Source organism: Thalassotalea litorea, from assembly GCF_043642205.1.
Classification (GTDB): domain Bacteria; phylum Pseudomonadota; class Gammaproteobacteria; order Enterobacterales; family Alteromonadaceae; genus Thalassotalea_A; species Thalassotalea_A litorea.
Genome location: NZ_JBHZSG010000016.1, coordinates 1 through 15,761, shown reverse-complemented (window position 1 = coordinate 15,761; position 15,761 = coordinate 1). Strand labels below are relative to the sequence as shown.

16 protein-coding genes are annotated in these 15,761 nt (G+C 43.1%); 14 read left to right on the top strand and 2 right to left on the bottom strand.

Annotated elements, in window-relative coordinates:
• Positions 1–419: 419 nt before the first annotated feature.
• The 5 genes from ACHUFQ_RS09340 (at position 420) to ACHUFQ_RS09320 (ending at position 3,879) form a co-directional block, all read left to right on the top strand.
• Positions 420–1,244 carry a hypothetical protein gene (locus ACHUFQ_RS09340; RefSeq protein WP_394174983.1) on the top strand — a complete coding sequence of 275 codons (825 nt, stop codon included), beginning with the start codon at positions 420–422 and terminating at the stop codon, positions 1,242–1,244.
• Positions 1,245–1,271: 27 nt separating this feature from the next.
• Positions 1,272–2,174, top strand: a complete 903-nt coding sequence (locus ACHUFQ_RS09335; RefSeq protein WP_394174982.1) for a DUF350 domain-containing protein — start codon at positions 1,272–1,274, stop codon at positions 2,172–2,174.
• 177 nt (positions 2,175–2,351) lie between these two features.
• Positions 2,352–2,765, top strand: coding sequence for a YjfI family protein (locus ACHUFQ_RS09330; RefSeq protein ID WP_394174981.1), 414 nt, complete (start codon positions 2,352–2,354; stop codon positions 2,763–2,765).
• 19 nt (positions 2,766–2,784) lie between these two features.
• Complete coding sequence (locus ACHUFQ_RS09325) at positions 2,785–3,474, top strand: PspA/IM30 family protein (RefSeq protein WP_394174980.1); 690 nt, start codon at positions 2,785–2,787, stop codon at positions 3,472–3,474.
• 84 nt (positions 3,475–3,558) lie between these two features.
• On the top strand, positions 3,559–3,879 hold the full coding sequence (locus ACHUFQ_RS09320; RefSeq protein ID WP_394174979.1) for a hypothetical protein: 321 nt from the start codon (positions 3,559–3,561) through the stop codon (positions 3,877–3,879).
• Positions 3,880–3,936: 57 nt separating this feature from the next.
• Here the strand turns inward: ACHUFQ_RS09320 and ACHUFQ_RS09315 are convergent, their stop codons facing one another.
• On the bottom strand, positions 3,937–5,448 hold the full coding sequence (locus ACHUFQ_RS09315; RefSeq protein WP_394174978.1) for a CYTH domain-containing protein: 1,512 nt from the start codon (positions 5,446–5,448) through the stop codon (positions 3,937–3,939).
• 288 nt (positions 5,449–5,736) lie between these two features.
• Here ACHUFQ_RS09315 and ACHUFQ_RS09310 point away from each other — a divergent pair, with 288 nt between their 5' ends.
• The 5 genes from ACHUFQ_RS09310 to ACHUFQ_RS09290 all read left to right on the top strand — a co-directional run bounded on the left by ACHUFQ_RS09310 (position 5,737) and on the right by ACHUFQ_RS09290 (position 10,213).
• Positions 5,737–6,345: a TIGR04211 family SH3 domain-containing protein gene (locus ACHUFQ_RS09310; protein ID WP_394174977.1), complete on the top strand. Its 609-nt coding sequence runs from the start codon at positions 5,737–5,739 to the stop codon at positions 6,343–6,345.
• A gap of 11 nt (positions 6,346–6,356) precedes the next feature.
• Positions 6,357–7,424 (top strand): CDP-glycerol glycerophosphotransferase family protein, encoded by a 1,068-nt coding sequence (locus ACHUFQ_RS09305; RefSeq protein WP_394174976.1) that lies wholly within the window; start codon positions 6,357–6,359, stop codon positions 7,422–7,424.
• A gap of 76 nt (positions 7,425–7,500) precedes the next feature.
• Entirely contained in the window at positions 7,501–7,914 is a 414-nt protein-coding gene (locus tag ACHUFQ_RS09300; RefSeq protein ID WP_394174975.1) for an adenylyltransferase/cytidyltransferase family protein, read from the top strand.
• A 16-nt stretch (positions 7,915–7,930) separates the two neighbouring features.
• A complete protein-coding gene (locus ACHUFQ_RS09295; protein WP_394174974.1) occupies positions 7,931–8,974 on the top strand; it encodes a CDP-glycerol glycerophosphotransferase family protein in 1,044 nt (347 codons plus the stop codon).
• 198 nt (positions 8,975–9,172) lie between these two features.
• The gene (locus ACHUFQ_RS09290) at positions 9,173–10,213 is read left to right on the top strand and encodes a CDP-glycerol glycerophosphotransferase family protein (RefSeq protein WP_394174973.1); all 1,041 of its coding nucleotides are present in this window, start codon (positions 9,173–9,175) and stop codon (positions 10,211–10,213) included.
• Between the two features lie 19 nt (positions 10,214–10,232).
• On the opposite strand, the gene ACHUFQ_RS09285 is transcribed toward ACHUFQ_RS09290, so the two are convergent.
• Positions 10,233–10,631, bottom strand: coding sequence for an adenylyltransferase/cytidyltransferase family protein (locus ACHUFQ_RS09285; RefSeq protein WP_138318546.1), 399 nt, complete (start codon positions 10,629–10,631; stop codon positions 10,233–10,235).
• A gap of 371 nt (positions 10,632–11,002) precedes the next feature.
• Here ACHUFQ_RS09285 and leuA point away from each other — a divergent pair, with 371 nt between their 5' ends.
• The 4 genes from leuA to leuD are packed head-to-tail and all read left to right on the top strand — an operon-like array spanning position 11,003 to position 15,689.
• Positions 11,003–12,568: a 2-isopropylmalate synthase gene (gene leuA, locus ACHUFQ_RS09280; RefSeq protein ID WP_394174971.1), complete on the top strand. Its 1,566-nt coding sequence runs from the start codon at positions 11,003–11,005 to the stop codon at positions 12,566–12,568.
• 10 nt (positions 12,569–12,578) lie between these two features.
• Positions 12,579–13,691, top strand: a complete 1,113-nt coding sequence (gene leuB / locus ACHUFQ_RS09275) for a 3-isopropylmalate dehydrogenase (protein WP_394175053.1) — start codon at positions 12,579–12,581, stop codon at positions 13,689–13,691.
• On the top strand, positions 13,684–15,090 hold the full coding sequence (gene leuC, locus ACHUFQ_RS09270; RefSeq protein WP_394174969.1) for a 3-isopropylmalate dehydratase large subunit: 1,407 nt from the start codon (positions 13,684–13,686) through the stop codon (positions 15,088–15,090). Before leuB ends, leuC begins: the two co-directional genes overlap by 8 nt.
• A 2-nt stretch (positions 15,091–15,092) precedes the next feature.
• Positions 15,093–15,689 carry a 3-isopropylmalate dehydratase small subunit gene (leuD, locus tag ACHUFQ_RS09265; RefSeq protein WP_394174968.1) on the top strand — a complete coding sequence of 199 codons (597 nt, stop codon included), beginning with the start codon at positions 15,093–15,095 and terminating at the stop codon, positions 15,687–15,689.
• The last annotated feature ends 72 nt before the right edge of the window (positions 15,690–15,761 follow it).

The window sequence follows — 15,761 nt, the reverse complement described above, 5'->3', positions numbered from 1 at the left end:
AGAGTTAGGGCAGAGGTTCAGTTACAACATAGATTTCATTAATATAGTCATTCTATATTAATGAAATATAGGGTCGAAAATGGGCCTCTGGTAAACTCCCTAGGGGTGAGTTTTAAAGGCGTTTATCCTGCGTTACTGATTTTGGCTCATTTTAAGAGCGGAATAACCATTCTCTGCAATCAAAGCCTTGTCTAAAAGCCTTTAAATTCTCACTGAGTGAGCAATCATTTAATGTGATTGGTATCATAATGTCACCGGGCATTAGTTAGTCGCGCTTTTCTTGTTGCTGACGCAATCAGGTAAATAGCAAGGTACGGTTTAATCTGGCAATTTTGTGCTGGCTAACACCATAACTAAACCATGAAACACCACATATAATTAACGCTAACTTAACATTTTAACAGCAATTACGCAGACCTATGAGACATTTTATATCGATAGCTTTTGTATGCCTGTTGCTGCTCAGTGCCTGTATGGAGCTTGTGGAAGAACAAATTAATCACCAGATCCCTTTAACAGAGCAGAAACTCGGACAATTACATCGCGCATTAAACCAAGGTGAAGTCGCCAACGCCAGTTTACTAATCGATTATGCGAAGCAACTTAGCGCCAAACTACCTGAACAGCAAAAGCTGATTGCCCAAATCGCCAAAAATGCGACGCCGCAAGGATTACTGTATCAGTCTCTAAAACAGCGTTTTCAAGCAGCCAACTACCAGGCTGAAATGTTCGCCAACCAGGAGCTTCGCTATCAGGAATTGCTCGATATATACCAAGCTGCCGATCCCGATTTATTTTCCGATGCGCTCAGTGATCCACTCAATGTTTTGGCGGCAATGTCTGAGGGAGAACTTGCCCGGGTCAATGCACAAACGAAGCGCGATACTCTGCAAATCAATCACGCACAGGACTTCGGGGCGGCGGCCACATTAATCGGTCATCCGGCGTTTGGGCGCTGGCAATCCGATCAAAATGGCGCGTTCGTCTGGCAATGGTTGAAACGCGCTCGAACATTAAACGCCTTGACCCGTGAACCTCCAATAACCTATAGACATTGGGCCGAAAATCGTGACTATAGCTATTATGCCGACGTAGGCCGTTCACGTTTTACTTCGATATTTCTTCAGGCAAAACAACAGAAAATAGACAATAAACTCGGCAGTATTGGCGCATTTGCACAGCAACGTCAGGGAGATAGAGATTTATCTGCGGCCAGTTTAGTGTTAAAAAGCACTTATGATTAAAATGCAAAGTAAGCAACATGTGATTTTATGGAAAAAATGTTCAGTTTCAGTCATGTAGACTCGCAAGTACTATTAATACTTGCTGCCGAGATCATCATTGCCATATTTCTACTAGGCCTGATGCGTTATTTGTTTGGGATATCCATGAAAGTGAGTACTCAACAAGAATTGGCGCAAAATGACAATTTTGCCTTTGGTATCAGCATGGCTGGATCGATTGGCGGATTGGGTATTGTTCTAACCGGCGCGATCACCCCGCAAAATAGTGCCGGCGTAGGCGATGAATTGGTCACCATGTTTAGTTACGGATTGCTTGGTTTATTGTTACTTTATCTGGGTCGTTATGTTCACGACCGTTGGGCGTTAAACCTTATCGATAAGCGTACGCAAATCGAAAATAAAAACATCACCATGGGAATTGTTGATGCGGCCTCTGTTATCGCTACCGCAATTATCATCCGCGAAATGCTACTGTGGGTAGAAGGGCTTAATGCGTTTGCTATTATCGCAATGATCAGTGCATTTATGGTTGCGCAAACGATTCTCACTATCGTCACCCGCATCCGTGAAAAACATTTCGCCAAGCACAACCAACTCGATTCCTTGCAAGAGGCATTTGTTGATGGTCAGATCGCTTTATCATTACGTTACAGTGGACAGCTAATATCTACCGCACTTGCGGTGACCGCCGCCAGCTATTTTCTGGATTACCATCCAGACACTATCGTCCAAAACCTAATCGGCTGGTTAATTTTTGGTTTCCTGATGACCCTGGCAATGTGGATACTGACCACCTTCGCAAAAAAGATCATTTTAATTGGCATCAATCTCGAGTCGGAAGTTGATCATCAGCACAATATTGGCGTTGCCAGCATTGAAATGGCGATCAGTATTGGCGTCGCATTAATGCTAACCACGTTACTGGCATAAAGTCAGCCATCATTGCTGACTATCACGATAATCCGATGCCCACTCGATCAGATTAATTAAAAAAACTTATTGACATATTATGTCTAAATGCTAATGTGTAGCTATCGACATATTATGTCACGGAAATCGTTAACAGCTAAATTCAGGATGTTAACGTTAAAAACAACGAGGAAGACTATGAATATTCACAGCATCGCTGCTTACTTGAACGAATTGGCAGACAACGCCAGTACCGGAATGGTGTTTGATTGTCAGCCGATTTCCGGTGATGTAGACGTATTGCAAATTACCGTGCAGGGACGTGAAGAGCTGCCTGTATTTTTGTCAGTAACCGACGATCAAATCATTTGCATTACCTACCTATGGGGTGAGCAGGAGATCGTAACGGAAAAACGCGTAGCTATGTTGGAAGCTATGTTAGAAATGAGCATCCCGATGCCACTTTCTTCATTTTCGAAAATCGGCGATAAATACGCGATTTTTGGCGCTCTGTCTATCAATTCCAGCTTCGATGATATCGAGCATGAGTTGGCGGTTTTAAGTAACAACGCCATCGAAGTAATTGATGATATGAGCGAATTCTTAATTTAACCGGCAAGGAAAGACGAACATGAGTATTTTTAAAAAGATTATGACCGCAATTCGTGGTGGTGCCAGTGAAATGGGCGAAACTATCGTTGATGCCAATGCCACACGAATTTTCGAACAAGAGATACGCGACGCGCAAAATCACTTAACCAAAGCCAAGCGCGATTTAACGAGCGTTATGGCACAGCAAATGTCGGCGAATCGAGATGTTGAACGCATTAAGCGTGATATTGCCGAGCATGAAGGTTACGCACAGCAAGCTCTGGCTCAGGATAATGAAGCTCTGGCTCTACAGGTTGCTGAAAAGATTGCAGGCATGGAGAATGAACTGGAAACTCAGCAGCAAGCGCTGGATAGCTACAGTACCAATGTCGATCGTTTAAAAGAGCTAGTGAAAAAGAGTGAGCGCCAAGTTTCAGAATTTAAGCGCCAGTTGTCTATGGTAAAAACCACGGAAAACGTGCAAAAAGCAACATCGGCCATTACTGATAACTTTTCTTCGAGCAATTCAAAGCTTCTAAACGCTAAAGATTCACTTGAGCGCATCAAGGCTAAGCAACAAAAGTTTGATGATCAAATGAAGGCCGCAGAATTACTTGAATCAGAAAATTCGGACGGTTCTTTGCAAGCCGAATTGAAAGCTGCAGGTATCGGTAAAGCTGATAATAACGCATCTTCGGTTCTTGACAGAATCAAAGCGAAACAGTCGTAACATTATCGACAAGGGTGTTGGTCCAGCCAACGCCCTTTTTTTGTCAAGCGGATGATAGTCAACAATAGCGAGTTATCGGATACTATGAGCGATCGTAAAATACCGCAAAAGTGGGAATCGAATGTTAAGGCATTAAAAGCGGTTCAAGTGGCTTTTGATATGGATGAAAAAGTTCAAAAAACCATCCGAAAAACAGCAGTTGATGCGGGCTTAAGCCCCTCTGATCAAATCCGCCTAATCTTAGGTCTGCCAGTTAACAAGCGTCCGAAGAGACCTCGCCTGACCGTATCTTTAAATGAACAGGACTATCAAATTCTTGCAGACAAATACCAGTTGGACGTAGACGATCAATTGGAAATTAAGCGTAAGTTAATGGAAGAACTCATCGCCTTTGTTGATGAATGATCATCATCTTGCTACACCGCATGCAACGCATGCTTCCTTGACCTTGCGAGCCAATCACTAATGCCAGTAAGGGCGTATGGTGAGGGCAACCTGACGACAATGCTCTAATGCCTGAAGCAAACTGTCGACTTTATTCTCCAACCAATTAACTAATTTTTTCGGTAATTCATTTTGTTGCAGTAATGTTGTTCGCAACAAACAAAGGTTTTCCAGCTCATCGATGCCCGAATGCATATCCATCCAGGGGCGGCGAAATTGACTACGTTCTTCCCCTTCAAATAAGTGCCCAAACCAATAGCCAGTCAGTAAACTTCGAATTAACAACGCATGGCTTTGCAAATATTGCTGCTCTTCCATACTTTGCTCCAAAGATATTGCTTGTTGCAAACGATGCAGGCCGTCATCCAGCCATTCACATGCAAATTCCATTAGGCTTTGTTTGGGTGACTCTACGTTTTCCAGCAAAAGGATCAGCTGCAACTGTGATAATTGTAATTCATTAAACTTAAGGGAGGTGAAGTATTCCTGCATTTCCTGCTCGGTTGGAAAGGTATCCAACTTATCTTTGAGCTCGACCAGTAAATTTTGACTATATTCAATCTTTTTTCGATAGTTGCCAGTTTTGGTGGTTAGCTCCTGTAACTGCAGAGCACTCTCTACCCAGGTCAAATCTTGTAAAACACCGCCAAACTGTATTCGTAATTGCTGTGAATCCTGTTCAGGTAAGTAGCGTTCATATAGCCATAAACCATGCCGGGACAATGCAAGAACATCCGCGATTTGTTTAATGATTTCCAGCTTAGGCTCTCGCAAGTATTCGGCAACTAATCGTTGCATTAGCGATAAGGCCTGGGAAAAACCGCTGGTAAAGGATTCGATAATCCCCATGTTCTGTTTGAGTTGAATCACCGCACTATTAAAGCTGACGATGGGCAAGGATTGGGCAAATGCCAAAGCATAGCCACGAGCCGCTTTACTGAGTTGCCCGGGGCGGAGTTTAAAGCGGGTAAATAACAATCGAGCAAAACTCATCAGGTGTTGCTGATCACCCTTTAACCATTCAATCTCTATTTCCCGTATCGTTTCCTGAAGACCTTCAGCCTCGATCGTGCCGATATCCAAAGCCAATTCCACTTCGCTGCCATCGGCAAATGTAATATGCCAGGCATTACGCTGAAAATCGGTGGTAAAAATCGGCCGTAGGGATGATTCCAGAGATTCGCTATCCACCTCGTTAGGCCATATATGATCAGGGAATTTAGACAAGGATGGGAAGTTGCCGATTACAGGTAAATTATATTCCGGACGTTGGTGTAACCCTGCGACGACTTTGCCTGCCGTTTTAATGGTTTGTTCGGCTTCACCGGTTGTAAATTTTCGAATACGCAGGCCGATATCCATGCCGCGTAATGATTGTGCCTGATCATCAAAATAAATATTATTCAGTGTTTTTTGTTGATGACTTGTGGTTACGTCTAACTCGTCTATAAGATCGTTAAGCTCTTGAATCAATTTACTATTATCAAGATTTTCACAGATCAGATATTTGAGTTCTATCTCAGTGTCCATTTTCGAGGAAAAATCGCCTTTTTTAAACCAGTAACAATATAACTGTACAAAAGCCAGACTACGCTGGCAAACAAATTTCCCTATTGTTGAAAAAGGTTGAGAAAACAACCAAGTAATTAAAACAATCCATATCTAATCGCTTGCTACCTTACCGCAATTGCCCGAACATTTAAATATCCCCCTATCGCGGTTGCTAAATTACACTTTTTTACTTTTCTACGTCTTGCCTTAACTGTCACAAACACCTAATATCGTTAAATCTTAAACCCATCAGTTGTAACGGTTTACATGAAAAAACTTTCAAATATCTTGCTGGTAAGCCTGCTGGCATTTTCCAGCATCAGCATAGCGCAGGAAGAAGCGCAAATCACACCCGTGAGCGTAACGCCAGGCGCGACAGGCTATGTCAGCGATAACCTTTATGTGTTTTTTCACTCAGGTGCAGGTAATCAGTATCGAATTCTGGGCAGTATTAATGCCGGCGATGAAGTCGAATTTATGGCCGGTCCCGTCAATAATTATGTGCAAATCAAAGATAGCAAGGGCAGAAGTGGTTGGATTGAACAAAGTTTCTTATCCAATAGCCCAGGCCTGAGACATACCGTAAGTCAGTTAAATTCTGAACTCGCTGACAACAAGGTCCTTACCGAAGAATTACAGACTAAGTTGAACGATGCTCGTCAACAACTTGGTGAATTGTCACGTAATCATAAGCAATTGCAAAGTGATCACAATAAGCTGACTAAAGACTATGCAACCGCTCAGGAACAAATAGACAGTGCCAGCATGGAAGTTATGAAAACCTACTTCGTTTATGGTGGTGGTGTACTTTTTGCGGGCCTACTGTTTGGGTTAATTTTACCGAAACTAATGCCGCGTAAGAAAAGTAGCTGGTAAGCGGAAAATTCATGATGTACGTGTTGTTTGATGTTTTACATCTGTATTATCTTCCGCAGTATTTGCCGGTGCAGCAAAAGCTGGCAAAGAATAATATTAAAACGGCTTTCGTTTTCTATCGCAGTAACCACGACGATATTATGGAACAGATTGCCCTGAATAACGATCTCCAATACACCTGGGTTGAAGATGACCATCAGGCCACGGACTTTTATCTGCAGGAAAAAGCTGACTGGGTATTTTTCGCCAATAGTTTCCCCCACCTTGAGCAACTTCATCAGGTCAGCAATTCAGCGCAAATTGGTCATGGTATAGGCCCTAAATCCTGTTATTACACTAAGTCCGATACAGCCATGAACGTGCGTTTTGTGGAAGGGGAATATCGTTGTCAGCGATTACGGTCCATGTACCCGGAAAATACATTTGTGGATGTCGGTTTCAGTAAACTTGATTCGTTGATTCGCGGTGAAGAAGCAGGGTTTGATTTACGACAGTTAGGCTTAGATCCGAATAAACCCACGTTGACTTATGCACCAACCTTTTATCCCAGCTCCATCGAATGTTTTGCCAAAGACTGGCCGGCGGATTTTTCTGATTTCAACATCCTGTTAAAGCCTCATTATTTTTCTATCGCCAAACAAAAATATCACCGGCAAAAAGCGCTATTGCAACATTGGGCGAGCTTTGACAATGTGTACCTTGCAAAGGCAGGCGACTACAATCTAGTACCTTTTATGGCAAGTTCCGATATTTTAATCAGTGATGCATCATCAGCATTATTTGAATTTGCCGCCTTAAATAAACCGGTGATCTGGTGTGACTTTCTTAAGTTACGCTGGAGCTACCGCGGGATATTTTCCTATCGTTTTAAAAAGCGTATGGATGAAGATTTCGGAGAATATGCCAACATTGCGGTACATGCGAAGCATTATAAACAACTGCGCCCCCTGGTGCTTGAACAATATCGACAGCCTGCTTTACTGGAATCCACCCGAATGGCACTTGCGGAAAAACTCGCCGGTCGCCTTGATGGTAAAGCCAGCAATCGCGTCGTAGATTATTTATTGAGTCAGCCATAAGCTGTATTCTACGCCCTTTATATCGAGCATGCGATTGCATGCTCAGACCATTTCCCAGTTTACTATCGGATATATAATGAAAACCATAGGTTATACCACTGGCGTATTTGATTTATTTCACATTGGCCATCTCAACGTTTTAAAACGTGCCAGCCTGGAATGCGACCATTTGATTGTCGGTATCAGCACCGACGAATTATCTTTGCAAAGCAAAGGTAAACAACCGATCATTCCATTTCAAGAACGTATGGATATCGTTGAAGCGATTAAATTTGTGGATGAAGTCGTGCCTCAGGTAAACTACGACAAATTTGAGGCCTGGAATAATCTGCGATTCGACCGCATGTTTGTCGGTGATGATTGGAAGGGCTCAGATAAATGGATTAATTACGAAAAGGAATTCTCAGACGTTGGTGTTGAAATACTATATTTCCCTTACACCAAACATACCTCTAGCACCAAACTTAGAGAAATTCTCAGTAAAATTTAATTAGAAAGTAGATTTAATGGCCGGTAAGAAGTATCTGTTTTACATATCGCAAAATTATAGCTTTGCGATTTTACGCCCTGTGCAAGATGAAATTATTCGTCGTGGAGATCAGGTAAGGTGGTTTTTGTACAGAGACGCTAACCCTGACTACTTAAAGCCTAATGAAATATCTTTGGGTTCCATCGAAGAGGTCATAAGCTACAACCCAGTTGCAACCTTAGTTCCTGGTAACGTCATTCCCAATTTCATTCCCGGTCTAAAAGTACAGGTATTTCATGGGTTTGATCCGGGAAAAATCAACCGACGTGGTGGCAACAGCCATTTTCAAATTCGCAATTGCTTTGATCTCTATTGCACTCAAGGTCCAAATACAACCAGCACGTTTAAAAATCTCGAACAAAAGCATGGACACTTTAAAGTCATCGAAACCGGCTGGTCTGCACTAGACCCTTTATTTACATCCCAACACACGCCTGCACGAAACGAGCGCCCGGTCATTCTTTTATGCCCGACATTTTCCCGAAACCTGACATGTGCTCCTCACTTATACGATACCATTGCTAAATTGAGCAAACGCGACAATTGGCAATGGCTCATCAAATTTCACCCGAAAATGTCTAAAGATTTAGTCGAACAATATAAAAATCTGGAAAATGACAATTTAACCTTTATTGAAACAGACAATATTATTCCATTATTGCAACAAGCTGACGTCATGGTTTCCGACACATCATCCGTACACATTATGTTTGCTCTGCAAGGAAAACCTGTTGTTACATTCCGCAGTTTAAACCCTAAACCGCATATGATTAATATTGAGCAAGCTCAAAATCTTGAAGCTGCAATTGAGGAAGCGCTTACGCCAAGTCAACAGCGACTTGATAAAATACAAGCATACATCAGCGAAACACACCCTTATCAGGATGGTAAATCATCGCACAGAGTTTTAGATGCTATCGACGAAATGATTCAAGGAAAACACAAGCTCGCACCTAAGCCTAAAAATTTGCTGCGCCAGATAAAAATGCGTCGTAGATTATCCTATTGGAAGTTTTACTAAATTCGAGCCAGCGACTCATTAATTAAAGATTGTTGTCGCTGTATTTTTCTTAATACCCAAGCATGTGTCAGACATTCAATTAACCCAAAACGAATAAAATTTGTTTGTTTACCCAAGCCTCAGTTAAACTATCTGTGCAATTTTCAAGCAACGAATAAAATTAGTCCCCGTTAAATAAAGCTTGTTGGTAAACCATATATGGCGGAAAAAAAATACTTATTTTACATTTCACAAAATTATAGCTTCGCGATTTTGCGTCCTGTGCAAGATGAAATTATTCGGCGTGGAGATCAGGTAAAATGGTTTTTATATCGAGATGCTAATCCTGACTATTTAAAGCCTCATGAAATAGCATTAGAATCTATCGAGGACGTTATTCGCTACAACCCAGTTGCATCGTTAGTTCCTGGCAACGTAATCCCCAATTTCATTCCTGGCTTGAAAGTTCAGGTATTTCATGGGTTTGACCCTGGAAAAATCAATCGTCGTAGTGGTAACGCCCATTTTCAAATTCGTAATTGCTTTGATCTTTATTGCACTCAAGGTCCGAATACAACGACACGGTTTAAGGAATTGGCAAAGCAACTGGGGCATTTCAAGGCAATCGAAACTGGCTGGCCGGCATTGGACCCGCTTTTTCATCAGGGTGAAGTACCAGCTCCCCACCCGCGCCCTACCATCTTAATGTGTTCAACGTTTTCTCGAAATTTAACTTGTGCACCGCATTTATATGAAACCGTCAAGCAACTCAGTCAATATAATCGCTGGCAGTGGTTGATTCAGTTTCATCCGAAAATGGCGAAAAACATCGTCGATATGTATAAAGACCTTGAGAATGAAAACCTGAAATTTATCGAAACGGATAATGTCATTCCTTTGCTCCAGCAAGCCGATGTGATGGTGTGTGATACATCATCAGTGTTAATCATGTTTGCGTTGCAGGGAAAGCCTGTGGTGACATTTAAAAATGCCAACCCCAAACCATACTTAATAGATATCGACAATCCAGAACATCTGCAATCTGCTATAGAAAAAGCCTTACAGCCATCACCGGAATTACACAATCACCTTAACCACTTAGTTGAAGATACCCATCCTTATCGCGATGGCAAGTCTGCGGGGAGGGTGTTGGATGCTATCGATGAGATGCTAAGTGGCAAATATCCGTTAAAACCACGGCCAAAAAACTGGTTACGCCAGTTTAAAATGCGTCGTAAGTTAGGTTATTGGAAGCTTTAAAGCAGCTCTTCTATTCGGGTTAAGGGTTGTGATCGGTTTTAACAATTTCGATGATTTCAGTTGTCGATACTGATGGAGTTCGTGGTAAGTAAATCACCTGACAAATATCCTTGAGGTGATCAAATTTACCTTGCCAGTCATCCCCCATCACCAAGATATCAGCATTGTAATATTTGATGTATTCGGCTTTTAATTCTAAAGATTCTTCAACAAACACCTCATCAACGCTGCGCATGGAACGGATGATATGCATGCGATCTTTTTCTGAATAGATTGGGTAACGTTTTTTCTTTGCCATATTCAGAGCATCAGACGAGACGCCAACAATTAAATGATCGCCATGCAGTCTGGCCCGTTCAAGAATATTCACATGCCCAACATGAAAAACGTCAAATGTACCGAAAGTGATAACACGCATAAAAACCACAAAACTTCGTTGAATTGTCACAAAAGTAAAGCAAAACGGCGTAAGTATCCAGACATTGTGGCACAAACCTGAACGACCGCTTGTTTTTTCAACGATTATTTATTTAAGTAATTATTCTATTTTTCTGTTGACAGTCACTTTTTGAACACATACATTTAGGGTTAATTAATTGTGACAAATATTGTATCACTAACCATGCATATCTATTTAAACAAAGGTTTACTTCTAGTTCTCCTCCTGCTTCCTGGACGCGGGCGTTTTTCTGTTGTTTAAATAAACTAAAAGATTAACAAAAACCCGCACTAACCATGCGGGTTTTTTCGTTCTCAGGTCGATATTTTAGAAAAGGGTAAGGTAACACCATGACAGACAAGGTAATAATCTTTGATACCACGTTGCGAGATGGCGAGCAGGCGTTAACTGCAAGCCTGTCGTTTCATGAAAAAATTCAAATTGCCCTGGCTCTCGAACGACTTGGTGTTGATATTATCGAAGCAGGTTTTCCGGTTTCTTCCCCGGGAGATTTTCACTCAGTTCAGGAAATTGCCAAGACCGTGAAAAATGCCACCGTTTGTGGCTTATCACGGGCGGTTGAGGCCGACATAAAAGCCTGTGCCGATGCCTTGAAGGTTGCAGATCACTTCCGCATTCACACCTTTATTTCAACCTCCGATGTGCATGTACAGCAAAAGTTGCGCAAAGAGTTTAGTGATGTTGAAGCTATGGCCGTTCACGCCGTCAAGTATGCACGCCAATTTACTGATGATGTCGAATTTTCGTGTGAAGATGCAGGGCGAACCCCAATCGACAATCTGTGCCGCATGGTTGAATCGGCGATCAAAGCTGGCGCAAGCACCGTCAATATTCCCGACACCGTCGGTTATACCTTACCAGATGAGTTTGGTGGCATTATCACTCAGCTATTTAATCGGGTTCCGAATATCGACCAGGCGATCATCTCCGTACATTGTCATAATGATTTAGGTATGGCGGTTGCCAATTCGATGGCTGCGGTGCAAGCAGGTGCCAGACAAGTCGAATGTACCGTTAACGGTATCGGCGAGCGCGCCGGTAACTGCTCGCTTGAAGAAATAGCCATGATCATGAAAACCCGAGAGCAATATCTGAATGTCAGTACTGGCATTAAACACCAGGAAATTGCCCGTACTTCGAAGCTGGTCAGTCAATTATGTAATATGCCGGTCCAACCGAATAAAGCCATTGTCGGGGCAAATGCTTTTTCCCATTCCTCTGGTATCCATCAAGATGGCATGTTAAAGGCCAGCAACACCTACGAGATCATGACACCAGAAAGTGTCGGTATCAGTAAAACCAAACTAAACCTGACCTCGCGCAGTGGTCGCCATGTGATAAAACATCGAATGGAATCTCTGGGGTATCAGGAAAATGATTACGATTTGAATTATCTGTATGAAAAGTTTTTAAAGCTTGCCGATAAAAAAGGTCAGGTATTTGATGACGATCTTGAAGCGATTTTATTTGATTCGCAGCAAAAAGTTGCCGATGACTTCTATCAGCTTCGCTATTGTTCCGTACAATCCGGTTCCGGTGATTTTGCCACCGCAAGTGTCAAATTGGCCACCGGCGACCAAGAACAAGTGACTTCAGCAACAGGTAATGGTCCTGTTGACGCTCTGTTCCAAGCCATCAAACAAGCGGTTGATATTGAGTTCGACGTTTCCGATTACAGCATATCCAATAAAGGTGAAGGCGAGGATGGATTGGGTGTTGCGAACCTGGTGGTGAGCTGGCAGGAACGCAAATTTCATGGTTATGGATTGGAAACCGATATCATTCAGGCATCCGCTAATGCCCTGATACATACATTAAATAGTATTCACCGTGCCCAACGGGTTGCACAACTAAAGCGCGATGCGCAAATACAACAAACCAGTAAACACATTTAAGGCAATAACGATAATGGCAAATATAGCAATTTTGGCCGGTGACGGCATAGGTCCGGAAGTCATGCAGGAAGCTGAGAAAGTTTTATTGCAAGTCGCCGAAAGCTTTTCACTGGATTTTTCATTAAATCATTATGATGTCGGTGGTTGTGCCATCGACAAGCATGGCGAAGCCCTGCCAGAGCAAACCGTTAAAGGTTGTGAACAGGCTGATGCTGTTCTGTTTGGCTCCGTCGGTGGTCCTAAGTGGTCTTCTTTGCCGCCAACAGAACAACCGGAACGAGCGGCATTGTTAGGATTGCGGGGGCATTTTGGCTTATTCTGCAATATGCGTCCGGCGGCGTTACAAAGTGCGCTGTCGCATTTATCGACCTTGCGTGCCGATATTGCCGAGGCGGGTTTTGATATTTTGGTCATGCGTGAATTAACCGGCGGCATCTATTTTGGAGAGCCGAAGGGTCGTCGTGGTGAAGGCGAGCAAGAAACAGGTTTCGATACCATGTTATATAGCAGCAGTGAAATCAAACGAATCACTCACCTGGCCTTTAAGGCTGCGCAAAAGCGTCGCAGTAAAGTCACATCCGTTGATAAAGCCAATGTACTGGCAACCAGCCAGTTATGGCGTCAGGTGGTAGAGGAAGTCGCCCCTGAATATCCCGATGTCGAATTAGACCATATGTATGTTGATAATGCTGCGATGCAATTAGTCAAAAACCCTGGTCAGTTTGATGTCATCCTAACCTCTAATCTATTTGGCGATATTCTTTCAGATATCTGCGCCATGGTTACCGGTTCAATGGGTCTGTTGCCAAGTGCCAGTTTAAATGAACAAGGGTTTGGTCTTTATGAACCTGCCGGTGGTTCGGCCCCGGATATTGCCGGTCTTGGTATTGCAAATCCAATCGCACAGATTTTAAGCGCTGCCTTGTTATTGCGTTATAGCTTAAATCAGGGTGACGCTGCAGATGCCATTGAATCTGCCGTTAGCGCGGCGTTGGATCAACAATTTATTACCCGAGATTTGTTAACTCAGGAACAAGCTCACTTAGCGAAAACTACCCAAGAAATGGGTGACTTTATATGCGCTTATATCAAACAAAATACAAAGGAAACCAGTCATGCCTAGCACCTTGTATGAAAAATTATGGCAACGCCATTTAGTCGAAGATAAAAGCGGAGAAACCCCGTTAATCTTTGTCGATCGCCATTTGATCCATGAAGTTACATCGCCGCAGGCATTTGCTAATCTGAAATTTCATGGCCGTAAGGTTTACAGCCCAGAGCGCACTATTGCGACCATGGATCACAACATATCTACCCGTTCTGCCGACATTAATGCTGCTGGCGAAAATGCGGCAAATCAGCTTAAGACCTTAGAAAGAAACTGTGCAGAATTTGGCGTTAAACTTTATGGTATGGGTCATAAGAATCAGGGCATAGTTCATGTCATGGGACCGGAGCTTGGTTTAACATTACCTGGGCAGGTTATTGTTTGTGGCGACTCACATACGGCGACACACGGTGCGTTTGGCTCCCTGGCATTTGGTATCGGCACCTCCGAAGTTGAACATGTGTTAGCGACTCAGACGTTGCGTCAGAACAAAGCCAAGACCATGAAAATCGATATCGTTGGTAAACGTCCTTTAGGGATCAGCGCAAAAGATATTATTCTTGCCGTCATTGGTAAAGTCGGCCATGCCGGCGCAACCGGATATGTGGTTGAGTATACGGGAGAGACTATCCGTGAATTGACCATGGAAGAGCGCATGACGGTATGTAACATGAGTATTGAATTTGGTGCAAAAGCTGGATTGATCGCACCGGACCACACGACTTTTGAATACCTCAAAGGTAAAGAGTTTTCACCAAAAGCGGATACCTGGTTACAAGCAGTTAATGACTGGCAAACCCTGCACAGTGATGAACAGGCATCTTTCGATACTGTCGTGACCATTGCGGCCAAAGATATCAAACCACAAGTTACCTGGGGTACAAATCCTGGACAGGTTACCGCGATAGATGCCGTCGTACCATCACCTGAAGATTTCAGTGATGCAGTGGAGCGTGAGTCTTGCGTCAATGCACTCGAATACATGGATTTAAAACCGGGTACGAAAATTACTGACATTAACATTAATAATGTATTTATCGGTTCATGCACCAATTCACGCATCGAAGATTTACGTATTGCCGCATCAGTTGTCAAAGGCAAAACCGTATCACCCGCTGTGACAGCGATTGTGGTTCCTGGCTCGTACCGGGTTAAGCAACAGGCGGAATCAGAAGGCCTTGATGAGGTGTTCAAACAAGCAGGATTTGAATGGCGCTTGCCGGGCTGTTCGATGTGTTTGGGAATGAATGACGACAAACTTACGGCTGGCGATCGTTGCGCATCAACCTCAAATCGCAATTTTGAAGGACGTCAGGGGCGCGGTAGTCGAACGCACCTGGTCAGTCCGGCGATGGCAGCCGCAGCAGCCATTGCTGGTCACTTTGTCGACGTAAACCAAGTTGCAGGAGCGTAATCATGGAAAAGTTTATTAAGCATACTGGTCGTGTCGTTCCATTAGATCGCGCAAATGTCGATACGGACCAAATCATTCCAAAGCAGTTTTTACAAAAGACCACACGTACGGGTTTTGCCCAGCACCTGTTTCATGACTGGCGATTTCTTGACGATGATGGTTTACAACCAAACCCGGATTTCATTCTCAATAAGGAAGAATATCAGGGCGTTAGCATCTTATTAGCCCGTGAAAACTTTGGCTGCGGCTCATCCCGTGAACATGCCCCCTGGGCGATTCAGGAATTCGGTTTTAAAGTCGTCATTGCACCAAGTTTCGCAGATATCTTTTATGGGAATTGCATCAACATTGGGGTTCTGCCAATTATTCTCGATGAGCAGACCATAGATGAATTATTTGTCCATGCATTGCAAAAAACCTTAGAGCTAACCGTCGATTTGGAAACCATGTCTCTGCGCTATGGTGAGAAAAGCTATCCATTCGAGCTAACCCAGTTTCAACAATATTGTTTACAAAACGGTATCGATAGTGTCGGCTGGACTTTACAAAGCCAGGATAAAATTGACGATTTCGCAGCGTCATTGCCAGCCTGGCAATAATACCAATCCCATTAAATTATTGCTCACTCAGTGAGAATTTAAAGGCTTTTAGACAAGGCTTTGATTGCAGAG

Excerpts from the sequence above, each read along its gene's own strand:
- leuC (WP_394174969.1), top strand. The coding sequence starts at position 13,684 with ATGCCTAGCACCTTGTATGAAAAATTATGGCAACGCCATTTAGTCGAA.
- ACHUFQ_RS09285 (WP_138318546.1), bottom strand. The coding sequence starts at position 10,631 with ATGCGTGTTATCACTTTCGGTACATTTGACGTTTTTCATGTTGGGCAT.
- ACHUFQ_RS09300 (WP_394174975.1), top strand. The coding sequence starts at position 7,501 with ATGAAAACCATAGGTTATACCACTGGCGTATTTGATTTATTTCACATT.
- leuA (WP_394174971.1), top strand. The coding sequence starts at position 11,003 with ATGACAGACAAGGTAATAATCTTTGATACCACGTTGCGAGATGGCGAG.
- ACHUFQ_RS09315 (WP_394174978.1), bottom strand. The coding sequence starts at position 5,448 with ATGGACACTGAGATAGAACTCAAATATCTGATCTGTGAAAATCTTGAT.
- ACHUFQ_RS09340 (WP_394174983.1), top strand. The coding sequence starts at position 420 with ATGAGACATTTTATATCGATAGCTTTTGTATGCCTGTTGCTGCTCAGT.
- ACHUFQ_RS09335 (WP_394174982.1), top strand. The coding sequence starts at position 1,272 with ATGGAAAAAATGTTCAGTTTCAGTCATGTAGACTCGCAAGTACTATTA.
- ACHUFQ_RS09305 (WP_394174976.1), top strand. The coding sequence starts at position 6,357 with ATGATGTACGTGTTGTTTGATGTTTTACATCTGTATTATCTTCCGCAG.
- ACHUFQ_RS09325 (WP_394174980.1), top strand. The coding sequence starts at position 2,785 with ATGAGTATTTTTAAAAAGATTATGACCGCAATTCGTGGTGGTGCCAGT.
- ACHUFQ_RS09330 (WP_394174981.1), top strand. The coding sequence starts at position 2,352 with ATGAATATTCACAGCATCGCTGCTTACTTGAACGAATTGGCAGACAAC.
- ACHUFQ_RS09320 (WP_394174979.1), top strand. The coding sequence starts at position 3,559 with ATGAGCGATCGTAAAATACCGCAAAAGTGGGAATCGAATGTTAAGGCA.
- ACHUFQ_RS09310 (WP_394174977.1), top strand. The coding sequence starts at position 5,737 with ATGAAAAAACTTTCAAATATCTTGCTGGTAAGCCTGCTGGCATTTTCC.
- ACHUFQ_RS09290 (WP_394174973.1), top strand. The coding sequence starts at position 9,173 with ATGGCGGAAAAAAAATACTTATTTTACATTTCACAAAATTATAGCTTC.
- ACHUFQ_RS09295 (WP_394174974.1), top strand. The coding sequence starts at position 7,931 with ATGGCCGGTAAGAAGTATCTGTTTTACATATCGCAAAATTATAGCTTT.
- leuD (WP_394174968.1), top strand. The coding sequence starts at position 15,093 with ATGGAAAAGTTTATTAAGCATACTGGTCGTGTCGTTCCATTAGATCGC.